The sequence below is a fragment of the Polaromonas sp. YR568 genome (assembly GCF_900116715.1).
In the GTDB taxonomy this organism is placed as follows: domain Bacteria; phylum Pseudomonadota; class Gammaproteobacteria; order Burkholderiales; family Burkholderiaceae_C; genus Polaromonas.
In genome coordinates, this window is sequence record NZ_FPBM01000009.1 from 200401 (window position 1) to 217674 (window position 17274).

The following is a 17274-nucleotide window of genomic DNA, read 5'->3' on the forward strand; positions in this document are numbered from 1 at the left end:
GCCGTTCCCACTAAACTGTGTTGCGCGCCGCAGAGCGAGCCTGAGTGACCCAAAACACAGATCGGAGACAACAGACACATGAACATCGTCATCACCGGCGGCGCCGGTTTCCTGGGCGCACGGCTGGCCCGCCAGCTTCTTGAGCAGGGGCAGCTTTCTCTTGCAGGCGGCACGCCCCAAACCATCCAGACTGTGACGCTGGTCGACCGGGTTGCACCGTCGGCAGCGCTGACAGCGGATTCAAGGGTGCGCGCCGTGGTCGGTGACCTCAACCAGCTCCTGGAAAGAAACGATCCATCTACGCAGGTCGTGCGCGCCAATGACAGCCTTGTATTTCACCTGGCCGCAGCCGTCAGCGGCGAATGCGAAGCCGACTTCGACCTCGGCATGCGCAGCAACGTCGACGCCACGCGCGCACTGCTGCAAGCCTGCCGCACACTTGGCACCTCGCCCACGGTGGTGTTTGCCAGTTCCCTCGCGGTGTTCGGCAACTCACCCGCACAGCCCCTGCCGCCGGTGATTGACGACAGGACGCTGCCCACACCGCAAAACAGCTACGGCATCCAGAAATTCATCGGCGAGCAGCTGGTGGCCGACTATGCGCGCAAAGGTTTTATACGCGGGCGCAATGTGCGGCTGATGACGGTCAGCGTGCGGCCGGGCAAACCCAATGGCGCGGCGTCCAGCTTTTTGAGCGGCATGATCCGCGAGCCGCTGGCGGGTGTGCGGGCTGCATGCCCGGTGCCACCCGAAACGGCGGTGGCCCTGGCTTCCCCTGCACGAACCATCGAGGGCTTGATACGCGCGGCCGAAGCCGGCGATGCCGATTGGGGTGCGCGCACAGCCATCAACCTGCCCGCCCTGAAAACCACGGTGCGTGAAATGGCTTCAGCGCTTGAACGTTTGGCCGGTAAGGAGACGGCCGGCCTGATTGACTGGACGCCAGACCCCGCCATCGCCAGGATAGTGACCAGCTGGCCCGCAGCCATTGATGCGGCGCGCGCGCGGGCACTGGGCCTGTTGCCCGACAAGGACTTTGACAGCATCATTGCGGCGTATTTAAGCGAAAACCCGCGCACCGCTCCTTCGGCTGCAACGCAATAATAGGTGTGCATACGGCTTCGCGCCGTAGTCGCGGATTTTTCTGAACAACGATTATTTTGGAGACAACATGAAAATTTCGAAATTGCTGGTCGGCATGGCTTTAGGCCTGGGGTTCGTGACAGTGCAGGCGCAAACCATCCTCAAGATCGGCTACGCCACCAACAAGGAATCACATTACGGCGTGGGCTCTACCGTGTTCTGCGACGAGGTTGAAAAAGGCACACAAGGCCGCTACAAATGCCAGCACTTCGCCAATTCGGCGCTGGGCGGCGAACGCGAGCAGATCGAGGCCGTGCAACTGGGCACGCAGGACCTGGTCAACACATCCACAGGCCCCGTGGGCAACTTTGTGCCCGAGGTCAAGATCGTCGATATTCCCTTCCTCTTTCGCGACTACGACCACGCCCGCAAGGTCATGGACGGCCCTATCGGCCAGGACATCCTGACCAAATTCCCGAGCAAGGGCATCATCGCGCTGGGCTGGACGGAGAACGGTTTCCGCCACATGACCAACAGCAAGCGCGACATCGTCAAGCCCAGCGATGCCGCCGGCTTGAAAATGCGCACCATGGAAAACAAGGTGCACATGGACGGCTACCGCACCTTCGGCATCCTGCCCACACCTATGGCCTTTCCGGAACTGTTCGGCGCGTTGCAGCAAGGCACCGTGGACGGCCAGGAAAATCCCATCCCCGTGATCCTGGCATCCAAGTTTTCGCAGGTGCAAAAACACCTGTCATTGACCGGCCATGTGTATTCACCCGCCCTTCTGCTGATGTCACCCCGGACCTGGGACAAGTTGAATGACGCCGACAAGAAGGTCTTCCTGGAAGCCGCCAAAAAAGCCGGCGCCGCCCAGCGCAAGAAGGTCAACGACGACGAGAACAGCGGCATCGCCCAGCTCGAAAAAGAAGGCATGAAAGTCACCAAGACGGTAGACGGCAATGCCTTCCGCGACGCGCTCAAGCCGGCCTACGCCAGCTATGCCAAGGAGTTCGGCGCCGACAACATCAAGAAGATTCAGGACGTTCGCTAAACGTCCAGGTATCAGCCGCCCGGCTCATTACCGGGCGGCATTTTTTTTGGAAGGCCTCAGCCGCGGAGGCGTTGCAGTGCAGCACCACCCGGCTGAACAATAGAGAACAACAGTGAAGACCTTCGAACGTTATTTCCTCGGCGTCAACCGCTGGGCCCTCATCCTGCTGCTGGCCGCCATGGCCGTCATCATCTTTGTCAACGTGGCGCTGCGCTACCTGACCAACCAGTCGATTGAGTGGGCCGAGGAAGTCTCGCGGCACATGATGATCTGGCTGACCTTTCTGGGCGCCGGGCCGGTGCTGCGCTACGGCGGCCACATCGCCATCGAGAACCTGCAGGACGCCCTGCCCCGCTCGTTTGCGGTGGCCATACGCGCTTTTGTCGCCGTGCTGCTGTTCGCCTTCTTCGGCTTTATGGTCTGGTATGGCTGGCTTTACATGGGCCGCACCATGTTCCAGCTGACCGCGGCCACGCAGATTCCCTTTGCCTATATCTATGCAGCCATGCCGGTGGGCGGCCTGCTGCTGATCGTGCACTGGGCGCTCATCGTGCGCGAGTACGTGCTGGAGCGTAAATTCGCCGCCGATGCGCACTTTGACGCCACCGCGAGTGCCTCGCTATGAGCGCCAGCCTGCTCCTCATCATTGCCGCCTGCGTTTTGCTGGCCATCGGCGTGCCGGTGGCTTTTGCGCTGGGCCTGGCCACCGTCATCACGCTGATCCTGGCGGAGAACTATCCGCTGTTCGTGCTGCTGAAAGAAACCTTTACCGGTATCGACAGCTTTCCGCTGATGGCCGTGCCCTTCTTCATCCTGGCCGCTGAATTGATGAGCGGCGGCTCACTCACGGAAGTCCTGCTGCGCTTCGCCGGGCAGTTTGTGGGCCATCGCCGCGGCGGCCTGGGCTACACCAATGTGGTGTCGCTGACCTTCTTCTCGGGCATCTCCGGCTCGGCGCTGGCGGATGCGGCCGGCCCGGGCTCGATGTTGATCCGCATGATGGACAAGGCCGGCTACGACAGGTCTTACGCGGCGGCGCTCACCGCGTCCACCGCCATCGTGGGCCCCATCATTCCGCCGTCCATCATCATGATCATCTATGCCCTGCAGGACGACAGCGTCTCTGTGGGTGCGCTGTTCATCGCGGGCCTGATACCGGGCATCCTGATTGCCGTGGCGATGTGCATCGTCAACTTCTACATTTCAAAACAGCGCAACTACCGCGGCGACGGCGGCATGCCGCCCTGGCCGGAAGTCTGGCGCACCACCTGGAAAGCAATCCCGGCCCTGCTGCTGCCGGTGCTCATCCTCGGCGGCATGCGGGCCGGCTGGTTCACGCCGACCGAAGCCTCGGTGGTGGCCGTGTTTTATGCCCTGATTTGCGGCAAGTTCCTCTATCGCACGCTGGAATGGAAGGCCCTGCCCGACATCCTTGCGCGCTCGGCGCTGCTGACGGCCTCGGTGCTGATCATCATCGGCCTCTCGGCCTCTTTCGCCTGGATTCTGACGATTGAAGGCCTGCCGCAAATGATGGCCGACTGGATTGTGAGCATGCAGCTCTCACCCTGGATGTTCCTGATCTTTGTGAACATCTTTTTGCTGCTGTTCGGCATCTTCATTGAGCCCCTGCCGGGCGTGATGGTGCTGGCGCCTATCCTGGCGCCGGTGGCCGTCAAGCTGGGCATTGACCCGGTGCATTTCGCCATGATCGTTATTTACAACCTCACGCTGGGCATGATCACGCCGCCGGTCGGTGGCTTGTTGTTTGTCACGTCCAACGTGTCACGGGTGCCCATGGGGCCGCTGGTCAAGGAGCTGGTTCCCTTCCTGTGGGCGCATGGCGCTGTGTTGTTGTTGCTCACTTTCATGCCGGCGCTGAGCACCTGGCTGCCGCACGCGCTGGGCTTTATCAAATAACAGGCGGCTGGCACACCGGGCCTCACAGAACCCCCGCAATTGCGCGGGGTTTCACGCCGTTGTCATCTGCAAGGGGGATGCTAAGGTTTTCATCCCCCTGAAAACCCCCATGCAGCTCCACAAAACCGACCGTGCCCGCGCCGAGCTCAAGCCTGGCGTGAGAACGCTAGGCCAGCGCGAGCGCACCTTGCTGCTGATGGCCGACGGCAGCAAATCCGCCCAGGACTTCCGGCCGCTGTTTGACGGCGATGGCGAGGCCATTGCGATGCGCCTGTTGCGCGAGGGATTTCTGGAGGCGCATCCCGGCAAAATAGCTGCGCCCGCCGCGGCGCCTGCCCCCGTACCCGCTCCGAAAATCACGCCCGCCCAGCTGAAAGAATTCCCCAGCCCGGAAACGACGCAAGCCATTCAGGTCTCGGCCGACCAGTTTGAGGGCAAGCGCTCGCTCGCCACGACCCGGATGTTCCTCTTTGATATCTGCGAACGCATGTTTGCGCGGCGCAACCCGGAAATGGCCGAGCGTTTTCGCGAAGCGCTGCGCAACGCCAAGGACCGCGAGACCATGCTCACCGCCTCGCGCGAAATGATCGAGGAAATCGAAAAGATCGCAGGCCACGAACGCGCCGACTCCATCAGCGAGCGCATCGCCATGCTGCTGCCGCAGCACCAGCCCGCCTGAGAACGGGCTGACGACTCAGGCAGGCCGCAGCACCTGCTTCCGTTACACTTCCCGGGTCAGGAGAGAGTTTTCCTCGCGAAAACCGCCGAAGGCGCACGTACACCCCAGGGGCAGTCCCTTGGGCAGGACTGAACGCTCAGGCAAAAGGACTGGCAACCGCCCTGCGGCGCACCACGCGGCAAGGCGTTCCCTACTGGAGAGAGGCCGCCTTTCACGGGCAGCCCACCGAAGGAGCAAACCCGCATCGCCGGGTGAATCTCTCAGGTAAAGTGGACAGCAGGGGCAACTGATGGTTTTACCTGTTTGCCCCCTGGAGAATGCCTTGTCCGATTCGTCCACCTCTTCCGCCGCCCCCGAAACCCTGCTGAAAACGCCCTTGCATGACCTGCATGTGGAGCTAGGCGCGCGCATGGTGCCTTTCGCGGGCTATTCCATGCCGGTGCAATACCCCGCGGGCCTGATGGCGGAACACCTGCATACGCGCCAGGCCGCCGGCCTTTTTGATGTGTCCCACATGGGCCAGTTGCGCCTGGTGGGCGCTGATGCCGCTGCCGCGCTCGAATCGCTGATACCGGTCGACGTGATCGACCTGCCCGCCGGCAAGCAGCGCTACGGCCTGCTGCTCAATGACGAGGGCGGCATCATCGACGACCTGATGTTCTTCAACCGCGACTATGCCAACGGCGGTGACCTGTTTGTCATCGTCAACGGCGCCTGCAAGGTGGGCGACATCGCGCACATCCAGGCCAGGATCGGCTCGCGCTGCCAGGTCATCCCCATGCCCGAGATGGCGCTGATGGCGCTGCAAGGCCCCCAAGCCGTGACTGCTCTGCAGCGGCTGGCCCCGGGCGTGGAAAAGCTGGTGTTCATGACCGGCGGACAGTTCACCGTGGCCGGCTGCGACTGCTTTATCACCCGCAGCGGTTACACCGGAGAAGACGGTTTTGAAATTTCAGTGCCAGCTTCACAGGCCGACACGCTGGCGCGCGCGCTGCTCGCCCAACCCGAGGTCAAGCCCATCGGCCTGGGCGCACGCAATTCGCTGCGCCTGGAAGCGGGCTTATGCCTCTACGGCAACGACATCGACACCACCACCACGCCGGTGGAAGCCAACCTCAACTGGGCCATGCAAAAGATTCGCCGCACCGGCGGCGCGCGTGCCGGCGGTTTCCTCGGCGCGGACAAAATCCTGGCGCAACTGGCCGACCCCGCCCTGCTGACCCGCAAGCGCGTCGGCCTGGTGGCGCTGGAGCGCGTGCCCGTACGCGACCACACCGAGCTGCAAAGCACCGATGGCGCGGTGATCGGTGAAGTCACTAGCGGCCTGCTGGGCCCCACGATCAACCAGCCGGTGGCCATGGGCTATGTCAAACCTGAATTTGCCGCACTGGGCACGCGCGTGAACGCGATGGTGCGCGGCAAGGCCGTGCCCATGGAAGTGGCGGCCATGCCCTTTGTTCCCGCCCGCTACTACCGCGGTTAAGCCCCTTTTTCGTTTTTATCTTTTTTAGTTTCTGCTCACTCAACCCCTGGAGAACCTCATGACCGTCAAATACACCGAAGACCACGAATGGCTCAAGATTGAAGGCAACATCGCCACCGTCGGCATCACCGTGCATGCGCAGGACGCGCTGGGCGATGTGGTGTTTGTGGACCTGCCCGCTGTGGGCGCCACCTTCGCCCAGAAAGAAACCGCCGGTGTGGTCGAGTCCGTCAAGGCCGCCGCCGATGTGTACATGCCTGTCAGCGGTGAAGTGACTGAAATCAATGAAGCGCTGAAAGCCGACCCTTCGCTGGCCAACAGCGACCCGCTGGGCGCCGGCTGGTTCTTCAAGATCAAGCTGTCCGATCCTTCGCAGCTGGATGCGCTGATGGACGAGACCCGTTACACCGCCTTTGCTGCTTGAGTTTCTGCCTGAGCTTCTGCCTGATTTTTACCGCCTCTTTTTTTGACTTCTTCTTGCCGCAACGCAAGACACGGGACCCGACATGTTGATGCAATCCGCCAAGCCCCTGGGCGATCTTGAAAACCCTTCTGAATTCATCGCCCGCCATATCGGCATTGACGAGGCCGATGAAGTCCACATGCTCAGCATCGTGGGCTCGGCTTCGCGCCGCGCACTGGTGGAAGGCATCGTTCCGCGCTCGATTGCCCGCAGCACGCCCATGGCCATCCCGGCGCCCGTCACCGAGGCCGCCGCGCTCAAGCAGCTCAAGGCGATTGCAGCCAAGAACCAGGTGTTCAAGAACTTCATCGGCCAGGGCTATTACGGCACCTACACGCCGGGCGTGATCCTGCGCAACATCCTCGAGAACCCCGCCTGGTACACCGCTTACACACCCTACCAGGCAGAGATCTCGCAAGGCCGCATGGAAGCGCTGATCAACTTCCAGACCATGGTCTGCGACCTGACCGGCATGCCGATTGCCAATGCGTCGATGCTCGACGAAGCCACCGCTGCCGCCGAAGCCATGACCCTGGCCAAGCGCAGCGTGAAAAGCAAAAGCAATGTGTTCATCGTGGCGGGTGACTGCCATCCGCAAACCATTGAAGTGATCCAGACCCGCGCCAAGCCGCTGGGCATCGAAATCAAGGTCAGCACGGCGGCCGTCACGGTGCCGCAGCTGATGGCTGAAGGCAATTACTTCGGTGTGCTGGCGCAGTACCCGGCCACCACCGGCAGCATCCATGACCTGCGCCCGCTGGCCGGCCAGGCGCATGTCGACGGCGCGGCCCTGTGCGTGGCCGCCGACCTGCTGGCGCTCACGCTGCTAACCCCGCCCGGCGAATGGGACGCCGACATCGTGCTGGGCAACACCCAGCGCTTTGGCATGCCCATGGGCAACGGTGGGCCGCACGCGGCTTACCTTGCCTGCCGCGATGAATTCAAGCGCTCGCTGCCCGGCCGCCTGGTGGGCGTCACTATCGACAGCCACGGCAACCCGACCTACCGCCTCGCACTGCAAACCCGCGAACAACACATCCGCCGCGAAAAGGCCACCTCCAATATCTGCACCGCGCAGGTGCTGCCCGCCGTGATCGCCAGCATGTACGCCGTCTACCACGGCCCGCAAGGCCTCAAGCGTATTGCCGAACGTGTGGCCGCATACACCGCCATCTTTGTGCGCGGCCTGCAGGAACTGGGCTATGACATCACCAACACGGGCGCTTTTGACTCCGTGACGGTCAGAACCGGCGACGCGACCCATTCGATCGCCGAAAAAGCCCGCGCGGCCGGGGCCAACCTGCGGTTTCGCCTGAACAACCACCTGGGCGTGTCACTGGACGAAACCACCAGCCGCAAAGACATCGAACTGCTCTGGTCTTTCTTCGCCAAGCCCGGCCAGACGGTGCCCGTGGTGAGCGCTTTCGAAAAAGGGATTGAGTCGCTGATCCCCGCCGACCTGCGCCGCACCTCGGCCTTCCTGTCGCACCCGGTTTTCAATACCCACCACTCCGAAACCGGCATGTTGCGCTACATCCGCATGCTCAGCGACAAGGACCTGGCCCTGGACCGCAGCATGATCCCGCTGGGCAGTTGCACCATGAAGCTCAACGCGACCAGCGAGATGATTCCCATCACCTGGCCCGAGTTCGCCAACATCCACCCCTTTGCGCCTGCCGAGCAGCTGCAGGGCTATGCCGAGCTCGACAAGCAGTTGCGCGACTGGCTGTGCCAGGCCACGGGCTATGCCGGCATCAGCCTGCAGCCCAATGCCGGTTCACAAGGCGAGTACGCCGGCCTGCTGGCCATCAAGGCCTTCCACGAGGCCAAGGGCCAGGGCCACCGTAATATCTGCCTGATTCCTTCGTCGGCCCACGGTACCAACCCGGCCAGCGCGCAGATGGTGGGCATGAGCGTGGTCGTGACCGCCTGCGACGCACGCGGCAATGTCGACATGGCCGACCTCAAAGCCAAGTGCGAGCAGCACAGCGCCAACCTGGCCTGCGTGATGATCACCTACCCCAGCACGCACGGCGTGTTTGAAACACAGGTCAAAGAACTCTGCGCCATGGTGCACAGCCACGGCGGCCGTGTCTACGTGGACGGCGCCAACATGAATGCCCTGGTGGGCGTGGCCGCGCCGGGCGAGTTCGGCGGCGACGTGAGCCACCTGAACCTGCACAAAACCTTCTGCATTCCGCATGGCGGCGGCGGCCCGGGCGTGGGCCCTGTGTGTGTGGTGGCCGACCTCGTGCCCTACCTGCCCGGCCATGCCACGGCGGGCATTCCCGGCAACGGCGTGGGCGCCGTTTCGGCTGCGCCCCTGGGCAATGCCGCGGTGCTGCCCATCAGCTGGATGTACTGCCGCATGATGGGGCCCGAAGGGCTCACGCAGGCCACCGAAGTCGCCATCCTGAGCGCCAACTACATCAGCTCGCGGCTAAAGGACCACTTCCCGACGCTGTACGCCAGCGAGAACGGCCATGTCGCGCATGAATGCATTCTTGACCTGCGCCCGCTGAAAGACAGCAGCGGCGTCACCGCCGAAGACGTGGCCAAGCGCCTGATGGACTACGGCTTTCATGCACCGACCTTGAGCTTCCCCGTGCCCGGCACGCTGATGGTCGAGCCGACCGAAAGCGAAACCCTGGCCGAGCTGGACCGCTTTATCGACGCGATGATCGCCATCCGCGAAGAGATCCGCAAAGTCGAGGCCGGCCAATGGCCGCAAGACAACAACCCGCTCAAGCATGCGCCGCACACCGCGGCCAGCCTGATGGGCGCCGATTGGGACCGCCCCTATTCGCGCGAGACCGGCGCCTTCCCGCTGGCCTCACTCAAGCAGGTCAAGTACTGGCCGCCGGTGGGCCGCGTCGACAACGTCTACGGTGACCGCAACCTGTTCTGCAGCTGCGTACCCGTGAGTGACTACGCCTGAGTTGGACGCCCAGATCATCCTGATCGTCGCGGGCGCGGCGGCGGCGGGTTTTGTCCAGGGCCTGTCGGGCTTTGGCTTCAGCCTTGTCGCCATGTCCTTCTGGGCCTGGTCGATTGACCCGAAGCTGGCGGCTGTCATGGCCGTGTTCGGTGGGCTGGTGGGCCAGGTCATGGCGGCCTTCACGGTCAGCCGCACGACGGACTGGAAGCGCCTGCTTCCATTTCTGGCCGGCGGCCTGCTTGGGCTGCCGCTGGGTTTGCTGCTGCTGCCGCGGCTGGATGTCCAGCTGTTCAAGCTGTTTCTCGGCGTGCTGCTGGCGGTGTGGTGCCCGGCCATGCTTTTTTCGGGCAAGCTTCCACGCATTCACCATGGAGGCCGCGTAGCCGACGGCACGATAGGCGTCGCTGGCGGTTTCATGGGCGCCCTGGGTGGCTTCAGCGGCGTGATTCCCACACTGTGGTGCACCCTGCGGGGCTACGAAAAAAGCGCCCAGCGCGCCGTCATCCAGAACTTCAACCTGGCCGTGCTGACCGTCACCATGGCCAGCTATGACGCTGCGGGCCTGGTCACACGCGAGACGCTGCCCATGCTGGCCATCGTGGCGCCTGCCGCGCTCATTTGCGCCTGGCTGGGCGGGCGGGTTTACACGGGCATCAGTGACCTGGCTTTTCGCAGGCTGGTGCTGAGCCTGCTGACCTGTTCTGGTGTGGCGATGCTGGTGTCATCGGTGCCGGAGTTGCTGCGGCGGACGGGCTAGGCCGCAAACCGGTCAATAGAAACGGGAGCCGGCCCGCAGCTCACGAATGGCCCGCATCATGGTGGGCGCCAGCGCATTCCATTGCAAGGCCCGCAGTGACCGGCGGTAACGCAGCCCCTTGCCCCCCAGGGATGCCGACACCAGTTCCAGCGGGTCACTCACTACGCACAGAAGCCGCGTGAGCATGGGGTCCTTGTCGGTAGGCGCACCGCCGAGAAAGGCGTCGTTCTTCCCGTCCCACAGCAGCTGGGCATTGATGTGGATGCCCCAGCCGCATTCCCAGCCGTTCGCTTTCAGGCGTTCAAGGGCAGCAGCCACATAGTCGGCATCAAAGATGTAGGTGTCGGTGCGCACCCAGCGGCCCAGCCAGAACTCCGCCAGCGGGCGCGCCGCCGGCGTGGCCCGGGGGATCAGGCCGCGCAGCATCTCGCCTCGCATCTCCATGTAGCGCACACGCGCCGGGATGCCGGCAGAGCGCATCAGTGCGATCAGCAGCGTGACCTTGTCGTCGCCGTCGCCTCCGCGCGCCTCAAGCACGTCGCGGGCCGTCGGGTACTGCAGCTTGACGCGCTTGGTGTACGGCAGGCGCTTGACGAAGCGGTAGATGGCCAGCGCCTTGTCGCGATCGGTGCGGCACAGCTGGACAATCGCGCGAGCCTTCAGGCGCAGCTTGGTGTCGTCAAGATCCAGCAATGGCGTCGTGCCAAGCCAGTCCTGCGGCCGGTCGCTGACGCCTTTATGCAGCCGGCGCGGCGGATCGAGTTGTGCGGCAAGAGCCACCATGGAACCAGGCACGGAGTGAATCGTTCGCGGATCGTAACGCCAGAAGCAGGACTGAGACAAACTCTGGTTCAACCCCGGCCCATGTGCATGCGGGTTCGCCGGCAGTACCTACGGCACCGGATGTGCACCTTACGTACTCAAAAGTCGCAGGTTCTTGCCGTCACGCTACCTCAGGGGTAGAGGAAGTAAGAACATTGCCTTAGCCGTGTTGATTTCACTGATTTCTCCCTCCCCACTGAAAGAGAGCGTGAAGAAGCTACTGCTTCAGCACAAAAGCCGCAAGCGCCTTCAACTCCTGCGGGTTCAGGTTGCCAAACGGAGGCATCACCACAGGCCCCCATTTGCCCGAGCCGCCGCCGCGTATGCTGGCCTCCAGCTTGGCCAGCGCCTGCGGGTCGTTTTTGTATTTGACGGCCACGTCGTGATAAGCCGGCCCCACGATCTTCTGCGCGACGGCATGGCAGCCTAGACAGGCATTGGCCTTGAGCACGGCCTGCACATCCACCTCGGCAGCGGGCGCACCTGGCGAAGCGGCAGCAGGCGCCGGCTTGGCAGCCGCTATCGGCCCCAGCGTGGGCTTTGCGCCGCCGTAAGTCACCGCCAGGTATTCGCCGATCTGCGCCACATCGCTGTCGCTGAGCGGCGCGGCATACGCATGCTCCATCTTGCGCACCTCGGCGGTCCACTGCACAGCCGTCATGGCCGGCGGCTGCTGGCTGATGTAGTCGGCCGAATGGCAGATGCCGCACTTTTGCATGGCGATCTGGTAACCGGCCAGCTTGGAGGGCTTGAGTTTGGCGGTTTCCAGCGGCAGGGTCACGCTCTGCACCGCCTGCGCGAGCGCGGCGCCGCAACTCAGGGCCAAGGCAGCTGCGGACAGGACACGCGCGGCAGTTAGATTGAGGAGTTTCATGGCGAGTTCCTAAACCGCCACCAGGCGCGTGGTTTCCACAACGTTGCGCGTATAGCCGCCCGGGTTCCAGCTGGCAGTGGCGGGCTGCACATCGCCTTGCATATTGGTGGCGCGCACCATCAGCTTGAACTCGCCCTTGCGCTGGGGTGTCATGTCATAGCTCCATTCGCGGAACGAAAACCGCCCCAGGTCTTTGCCCAGCACGGCATCGCGCCACTGCTGCCCGTCTTCCGACACCTCGACCTTGCGGATGCCGCTGCCGCCGTCAAAGGCAATGCCCTTGAGGTGCACCGGCTTGCCCATGGGCAGGCGCGCACCAGCCGTCACGCTGGTGATGAAGGAACGCACCGGCAGCGTCGTAAGCGGCCGCGTCGCCGTGGGCGCGGTGCCCGCCGGCACGCACTGGCAGGCGTTGTCGGGCACGCGGTAAGCCGTTGACATGAAGAAGCCGTCGAAGTTGTGGTCCATCACCACGATCTCGCTCAGGTGCTTGACCCAGTAGGTGCCGAAGTAACCCGGCACGATGAGCTTGATCGGGTAGCCATTGAGGAAAGGAATGTCAGCGCCATTCATGGACCAGGCCACGATGGGCTCGGCGCTCAGCGCCAGGTCGATGTTGAGCGCCTTGATGAAGTCCGGTGTCTGCGGCAGCACCGGCGTGTCCAGGCCGTTCAATGCGACCTGTTTGGCGCCGGGCAGCACACCGGCTTTCTCCAGCACGGCCCGCAGCGGCACACCCACCCAGCGCGCATTGCCCATGGAGCCGTTGCCCAGCTGCGCACCAAACACACGCGGCTCAAAAAACCCGCGGCTGTTACCCGAGCACTGGTTGACGGCTACCACTTCGACCGGCGCCGCCAGAGCCTTGAGCTCAGCGAGTGACAACGACAGTGATTGCTTCACATGCCCACCCACTCGAAGCCGGTAGGTGTTGGCATCGATGCGCTTGGGAATGTTGGCCAGGTGGTAGCGCACAAAAAAAGCATTGTTGGGTGTGATCGGGCCTTCGCTGAACACGCTGAACGGCGTTTCAAGGTGCGGCGGCCGTGTGGTCACGCGCAACAGCGGGCGCTTGCCCGGGTAGGTCACCAGCTCGCGCTCACCATTGCCGAAAGGAAGCGTTTCACGCCCCGCCGCAAAGCCCTCCAGCGGAAAGGCGCCCAGCGCTGCGGCCCCCAGGCCGGCGCGCTGTAAAAACTGTCTCCTGCGGGCATCGTGGTCATCGCGATGGTTCATGGGGCGTCCTCTGTTTTTCTGGATACATATTTGCCGCAGGGCTGGCGATGTGCGGCGTCCCATGATAGGTCAGCCCGCGTCCGCCGTGCAAGGCGAACGCTGGGCGCATCGGTTTCACAAGCGGGGGTTTGCCCGTATTCTTGCGCCCCTGTAAAGAGGGTTCAAATGGGCCCTGGGCGTAAACACCCCCGGATCGCCCCTGAGCCCCTCTTTAATCGCTCTTCAATCGCCCACGCCTTGCCCCTCGGAGGAACCATGACAACAACAAGCACCCTCACAAGCATCTTCACAAACACCTTCATGACACGCCGCACGCTGACCGTACTCGTACTTGCCTCGGCCACCGTGCTGACGGCATTGCCGGCCCGCACCGCCGACCTTCCCGCAGACCTGAAAAACCTGGTGGGCACGCCTGTGCCGGCGCCGGGCGCCATTGAAACCGCCAATGTGCTGACGCTCAACAAAAGCATGTTTGAGCTGTATGACGATGCGGCTGCGGTCTTTCGCCAGAACATCCTGGCCAACCATCCGGTCATCCTGGCGCAGTTCTCCGGCGCAGGCGGCGCTTTCACGCTGTACCGGCCCGGCCAGCCCATGCTGGAAGCGCCTTCGGTTCCTATCACCTACCAGTTGCTCAAGTCCGTCGGCCACAGCACCATGGCGCTGGCGCAAGTAGTGGGCCCCTACCTGGACAACCCCAAAGACAAGTCATGGCTGCCGGCCATGGTGGCCTTTCGCGGCCGCATGCAAATGGCGCTGGACAGCGTTGACGCCACCGCCATGCCGCCAGCCTGGCGCGAGAACAACCACATCATCCTGAAAGCCAACCTCGCCTTCATGGACGAGTGCATCAAGACCGGCAACATCAGCTACGGCACCCTCGAAGCTTTCTCCAGGAAGCAGGCCCCCTACCTCGCGCAAAACGTCACCTGGGCCGCGCAGATGCAGGTCAACCACTGGATGAACGTCCTCACCGAATGGAAAGCCCTGCTGGGCAATGACTGGAACAAGACCTACGGCATGAGCAACAGCATTTACGTGACGCGGCAGAACAATGTGATCTTCAGCGTGCTGGCCCAGTTCTTCGGCGCCGAGGCCATCAACGACCGGCTGATCCTGGTCGAGACCATGTCTTTCACCACCACCCGGGCCGACATGCTGGGCTCACTCACCCGCATCATTGCCGACCGCTCGGTGGGCAAGCTCTTCTTCGGCAACTACTATTTAATGGACTACGAACTCATGGGCGGCGACGCCCGCGACGCCATCATTGCCGAGACAGCCAAGCGCAACATGGCCGCCGTGTTGCCGCCTGTTGTGCCCTTCGGCTCACGCCAGTGGCCCACCCTGGTGACACCCGGCCCGGGCCCTGGCTCCATCAAAGACCTTTTGCGCTGATGCCCGGGTGGGTGGGGTGATAATTTGCCCATCTTCCCTGCCCTTTCCATGAAAGCCATGCTGACCATGAAAACCCTGACCGCCGCATTCCTCGCTCTTTCCGTCTCTACTGCCGCCCTTGCCGTGGCCCCGGCCGAAACGCTGCCCAACGGCGTCAAGGTGGTGCACACCGCCGACGGCACCGGCCCACAGCCCAAAGCCAGCGACACGGTGAAGGTGCACTACCGCGGCACCCTGGCCGACGGCAAGGAATTTGACAGCTCCTACAAACGCGGCGAACCCGCCACCTTTCCGCTGAACCGTGTAGTGCCCTGCTGGACGGAAGGCGTGCAAAAGATCAAGGTAGGCGGCAAGGCCACACTGACCTGCCCGCCTGCCACCGCGTATGGTGAGCGCGGCGCCGGCAATGTCGTGCCGCCCAATGCAACCCTGACCTTTGAGATCGAGCTGCTGGCGATTCAATAACCGGTAACAAAAATCAAAGGCCGGCGTCCAGCGCAGCAATAAGCGCTGCATCAAACGCGCCGGCCCGCTCAAACTGCACCCAGTGGCCGGCGTTTTCAATCAAGGCCAGGCCCCTGAAATCCGGTGCTTTCTGTAACGCAGCCTGCAGCAAGTCCAGCTTGCCGCGGTATAGCGCATCTTCACAGCCGTAAATCGCATGCACCGGGCAGCGCAGCCGCGCCAGTGACTGCGCCAGCGCATCGGTGCGCGCCAGGCTTCGGCCTTTCATGCGGTCACGCACTACATTGGCGATGTGAAGGCGCAGCGCCAGTTCGGTGATGGCCTCTTCGCGGTAAAGCATCAGGGCGGCGAGGTTGTGGCGATGGATCGCATCACGCTCACCCGCATCGGCCAGATGCCGCCAGGCGCGCAGGCGTATCGCCTTTTCAAGCGCCACGCCCAGGCCCGGGGCGCCCACCAGCACCACACGCGCGGCCCGCGCCGCAAAGCGCTCGGCGATAAAGCCGGCCACCATGCCGCCGAATGAAAAACCCACCAGGTCGCAGGCAGCCTTGCCCACCAAAATGTTCAGGCCCGCCTCCACGGGCTCAGGCAGCGCATCGGCATCACTGCCGCCAGGCGGCACAGCCGAATCGCCAAAACCCGGAAGATCCGGCACGAGCACCCAGCGGCCCGATGCAACCAGCGCCGGAATGTTGCGCAGCCAGTGCATCCAGCTGCCGCTGCCGCCATGCAAAAGCACCAGCGGCGCGAGTTCGGGCCGGCGCGCCGCCTGCCCCCAGGTGTGCCAGACCATCGCGCCGCTGCCGCAGGGGGTTTCAAAGCGGCTGGCTGTCTGCAATAAGGACTGCGCCTCAAAAGGCAATGGCGGGGTGACCAAATCTGTCATCCCGGCTTTATACCCTGCCACCCGTGCGGCCATCGTGAAGCTCCTAAACTGGCCCGTCGCGCCCTGCAACAGGACGCCACACTCCTAGAACACCCCCATGATTCCTTTTTCAGTCCTCGATCTATCGCCCATCGTCAAGGGCGCGACCGCCACCGATGCCTTTCGCAACACCCTGGCGCTGGCCCAGCATGCCGAGCGGCTGGGCTTCAAGCGGTTCTGGCTGGCCGAGCACCATAACAACCCCGGCATCGCCAGCGCGGCGACTGCCGTAGTGATAGGCCATGTGGCCGGCGGCACGCAAACGATTCGTGTGGGCTCGGGCGGTGTGATGCTGCCCAACCACTCACCGCTTGTCATTGCCGAGCAGTTCGGAACGCTCGCGTCGCTCTACCCCGGCCGCATCGACCTGGGCCTGGGCCGCGCACCCGGCACCGACCAGCTGACGGCCCGTGCACTGCGGCGCGACCACCAGAACAACGCCGACACCTTTCCGCAAGACGTGCAGGAGCTGCGTTATTACTTTGAAGACGTCGAGCCCGGCCAGAGAATCCGCGCAGTCCCCGGCGCAGGCCTGAAAGTGCCGCTGTGGATACTGGGCTCCAGCCTCTTCGGCGCCCAGCTGGCGGCCGCGCTGGGCCTGCCCTTTGCGTTTGCCTCGCACTTTGCGCCCGACATGCTGATGCAGGCGCTTGAGCTCTACCGCGACCGGTTTGAGCCCTCAGCGCAACTTGACAAGCCCTATGCCATGGTGGCGGCCAATGTGGTGGCCGCCGACACGGATGAAGCAGCACGCTACCAGCAGACTTCTGTGCAACAGGCAATGACCAACCTGCTGCGGGGGACACCCGGGCCCATGCCGCCGCCGATTGACGATATCGAAGCTTATTGGTCGCCTGCCGAGAAGGCTGGGGCGCAGCGGATGTTGCGGTATGCGGTGGCTGGGGCGCCCGGCACTGTGCGGGAGGGGTTAAGGGCTTTTCTTGCTGAGACTCAGGCGGATGAGTTGATTGTGACTACGCATATTTTTGATCCGGCTGTGGCGCGGAGGTCGTTGGAGATTGTTGCTGGGGTCAGGGATAGTTTGTAGGTCTCTTGCTGAGGGCTGATGGTCGGGTCTTGTTCCGACGGCTCGCCCTCCTCTGAGGATTGCTGGCCGGGGGTGGCCCGGCGGCCAGTAACTTTCTTTTGCTTCGCCAAAAGAAAGTCACCAAAG

General features: G+C 63.3%; 16 protein-coding genes and 2 riboswitches. Of the genes, 12 read left to right on the plus strand and 4 right to left on the minus strand.

Features of this window, described 5'->3' with window-relative positions; genetic code table 11:
* Window positions 1-78 precede the first annotated feature (78 nt).
* The 9 genes from denD (at window position 79) to BM408_RS18370 (ending at window position 10377) form a co-directional block, all read left to right on the plus strand.
* A complete protein-coding gene (gene denD / locus BM408_RS18330) occupies window positions 79-1104 on the plus strand; it encodes a D-erythronate dehydrogenase (protein ID WP_092131659.1) in 1026 nt (341 codons plus the stop codon).
* Between the two features lie 67 nt (window positions 1105-1171).
* Window positions 1172-2140, plus strand: coding sequence for a TRAP transporter substrate-binding protein (locus BM408_RS18335; RefSeq protein ID WP_092131661.1), 969 nt, complete (start codon window positions 1172-1174; stop codon window positions 2138-2140).
* Between the two features lie 112 nt (window positions 2141-2252).
* Entirely contained in the window at window positions 2253-2765 is a 513-nt protein-coding gene (locus tag BM408_RS18340) for a TRAP transporter small permease (RefSeq protein WP_092131662.1), read from the plus strand.
* Complete coding sequence (locus tag BM408_RS18345) at window positions 2762-4057, plus strand: TRAP transporter large permease (protein ID WP_092131664.1); 1296 nt, start codon at window positions 2762-2764, stop codon at window positions 4055-4057. Before BM408_RS18340 ends, BM408_RS18345 begins: the two co-directional genes overlap by 4 nt.
* A gap of 109 nt (window positions 4058-4166) precedes the next feature.
* Entirely contained in the window at window positions 4167-4736 is a 570-nt protein-coding gene (locus BM408_RS18350) for a hypothetical protein (RefSeq protein WP_092131665.1), read from the plus strand.
* 47 nt (window positions 4737-4783) lie between these two features.
* Window positions 4784-4898: riboswitch (glycine riboswitch) on the plus strand.
* A gap of 21 nt (window positions 4899-4919) precedes the next feature.
* Window positions 4920-5023: riboswitch (glycine riboswitch) on the plus strand.
* Window positions 5024-5025: 2 nt separating this feature from the next.
* The gene (gene gcvT, locus BM408_RS18355) at window positions 5026-6219 is read left to right on the plus strand and encodes a glycine cleavage system aminomethyltransferase GcvT (protein ID WP_371327030.1); all 1194 of its coding nucleotides are present in this window, start codon (window positions 5026-5028) and stop codon (window positions 6217-6219) included.
* Window positions 6220-6277: 58 nt separating this feature from the next.
* Entirely contained in the window at window positions 6278-6643 is a 366-nt protein-coding gene (gcvH, locus tag BM408_RS18360; protein WP_092131668.1) for a glycine cleavage system protein GcvH, read from the plus strand.
* An 82-nt stretch (window positions 6644-6725) separates the two neighbouring features.
* On the plus strand, window positions 6726-9620 hold the full coding sequence (gene gcvP, locus BM408_RS18365) for an aminomethyl-transferring glycine dehydrogenase (protein WP_092131670.1): 2895 nt from the start codon (window positions 6726-6728) through the stop codon (window positions 9618-9620).
* A gap of 1 nt (window position 9621) precedes the next feature.
* Window positions 9622-10377 carry a sulfite exporter TauE/SafE family protein gene (locus BM408_RS18370; RefSeq protein WP_092131671.1) on the plus strand — a complete coding sequence of 252 codons (756 nt, stop codon included), beginning with the start codon at window positions 9622-9624 and terminating at the stop codon, window positions 10375-10377.
* A gap of 12 nt (window positions 10378-10389) precedes the next feature.
* Here BM408_RS18370 and BM408_RS18375 read toward each other — a convergent pair whose 3' ends face one another.
* From BM408_RS18375 to BM408_RS18385, 3 genes are all read right to left on the minus strand, one after another.
* Window positions 10390-11160 carry a transglutaminase-like domain-containing protein gene (locus tag BM408_RS18375; RefSeq protein WP_092131673.1) on the minus strand — a complete coding sequence of 257 codons (771 nt, stop codon included), beginning with the start codon at window positions 11158-11160 and terminating at the stop codon, window positions 10390-10392.
* 256 nt (window positions 11161-11416) lie between these two features.
* Window positions 11417-12073 (minus strand): SorB family sulfite dehydrogenase c-type cytochrome subunit, encoded by a 657-nt coding sequence (locus BM408_RS18380; protein WP_092131674.1) that lies wholly within the window; start codon window positions 12071-12073, stop codon window positions 11417-11419.
* Window positions 12074-12082: 9 nt separating this feature from the next.
* A complete protein-coding gene (locus BM408_RS18385) occupies window positions 12083-13309 on the minus strand; it encodes a SorA family sulfite dehydrogenase catalytic subunit (protein WP_092131676.1) in 1227 nt (408 codons plus the stop codon).
* A gap of 300 nt (window positions 13310-13609) precedes the next feature.
* Here BM408_RS18385 and BM408_RS18390 point away from each other — a divergent pair, with 300 nt between their 5' ends.
* Window positions 13610-14707, plus strand: a complete 1098-nt coding sequence (locus BM408_RS18390; RefSeq protein WP_254774871.1) for a hypothetical protein — start codon at window positions 13610-13612, stop codon at window positions 14705-14707.
* Between the two features lie 66 nt (window positions 14708-14773).
* Entirely contained in the window at window positions 14774-15172 is a 399-nt protein-coding gene (locus BM408_RS18395) for an FKBP-type peptidyl-prolyl cis-trans isomerase (RefSeq protein WP_371327031.1), read from the plus strand.
* Window positions 15173-15185: 13 nt separating this feature from the next.
* Here the strand turns inward: BM408_RS18395 and BM408_RS18400 are convergent, their stop codons facing one another.
* Window positions 15186-16061, minus strand: a complete 876-nt coding sequence (locus BM408_RS18400; protein WP_254774872.1) for an alpha/beta fold hydrolase — start codon at window positions 16059-16061, stop codon at window positions 15186-15188.
* A 97-nt stretch (window positions 16062-16158) separates the two neighbouring features.
* Between BM408_RS18400 and BM408_RS18405 the strand changes: the two genes are divergently transcribed.
* A complete protein-coding gene (locus BM408_RS18405; protein WP_092131678.1) occupies window positions 16159-17148 on the plus strand; it encodes an LLM class flavin-dependent oxidoreductase in 990 nt (329 codons plus the stop codon).
* The last annotated feature ends 126 nt before the right edge of the window (window positions 17149-17274 follow it).

Excerpts from the sequence above, each read along its gene's own strand:
- BM408_RS18395 (WP_371327031.1), top strand. The coding sequence starts at position 14,774 with ATGAAAACCCTGACCGCCGCATTCCTCGCTCTTTCCGTCTCTACTGCC.
- gcvP (WP_092131670.1), top strand. The coding sequence starts at position 6,726 with ATGTTGATGCAATCCGCCAAGCCCCTGGGCGATCTTGAAAACCCTTCT.
- BM408_RS18345 (WP_092131664.1), top strand. The coding sequence starts at position 2,762 with ATGAGCGCCAGCCTGCTCCTCATCATTGCCGCCTGCGTTTTGCTGGCC.
- denD (WP_092131659.1), top strand. The coding sequence starts at position 79 with ATGAACATCGTCATCACCGGCGGCGCCGGTTTCCTGGGCGCACGGCTG.
- BM408_RS18385 (WP_092131676.1), bottom strand. The coding sequence starts at position 13,309 with ATGAACCATCGCGATGACCACGATGCCCGCAGGAGACAGTTTTTACAG.
- gcvT (WP_371327030.1), top strand. The coding sequence starts at position 5,026 with ATGGTTTTACCTGTTTGCCCCCTGGAGAATGCCTTGTCCGATTCGTCC.
- BM408_RS18405 (WP_092131678.1), top strand. The coding sequence starts at position 16,159 with ATGATTCCTTTTTCAGTCCTCGATCTATCGCCCATCGTCAAGGGCGCG.
- BM408_RS18350 (WP_092131665.1), top strand. The coding sequence starts at position 4,167 with ATGCAGCTCCACAAAACCGACCGTGCCCGCGCCGAGCTCAAGCCTGGC.
- BM408_RS18335 (WP_092131661.1), top strand. The coding sequence starts at position 1,172 with ATGAAAATTTCGAAATTGCTGGTCGGCATGGCTTTAGGCCTGGGGTTC.
- BM408_RS18390 (WP_254774871.1), top strand. The coding sequence starts at position 13,610 with ATGACACGCCGCACGCTGACCGTACTCGTACTTGCCTCGGCCACCGTG.
- gcvH (WP_092131668.1), top strand. The coding sequence starts at position 6,278 with ATGACCGTCAAATACACCGAAGACCACGAATGGCTCAAGATTGAAGGC.
- BM408_RS18400 (WP_254774872.1), bottom strand. The coding sequence starts at position 16,061 with ATGACAGATTTGGTCACCCCGCCATTGCCTTTTGAGGCGCAGTCCTTA.
- BM408_RS18380 (WP_092131674.1), bottom strand. The coding sequence starts at position 12,073 with ATGAAACTCCTCAATCTAACTGCCGCGCGTGTCCTGTCCGCAGCTGCC.
- BM408_RS18375 (WP_092131673.1), bottom strand. The coding sequence starts at position 11,160 with ATGGTGGCTCTTGCCGCACAACTCGATCCGCCGCGCCGGCTGCATAAA.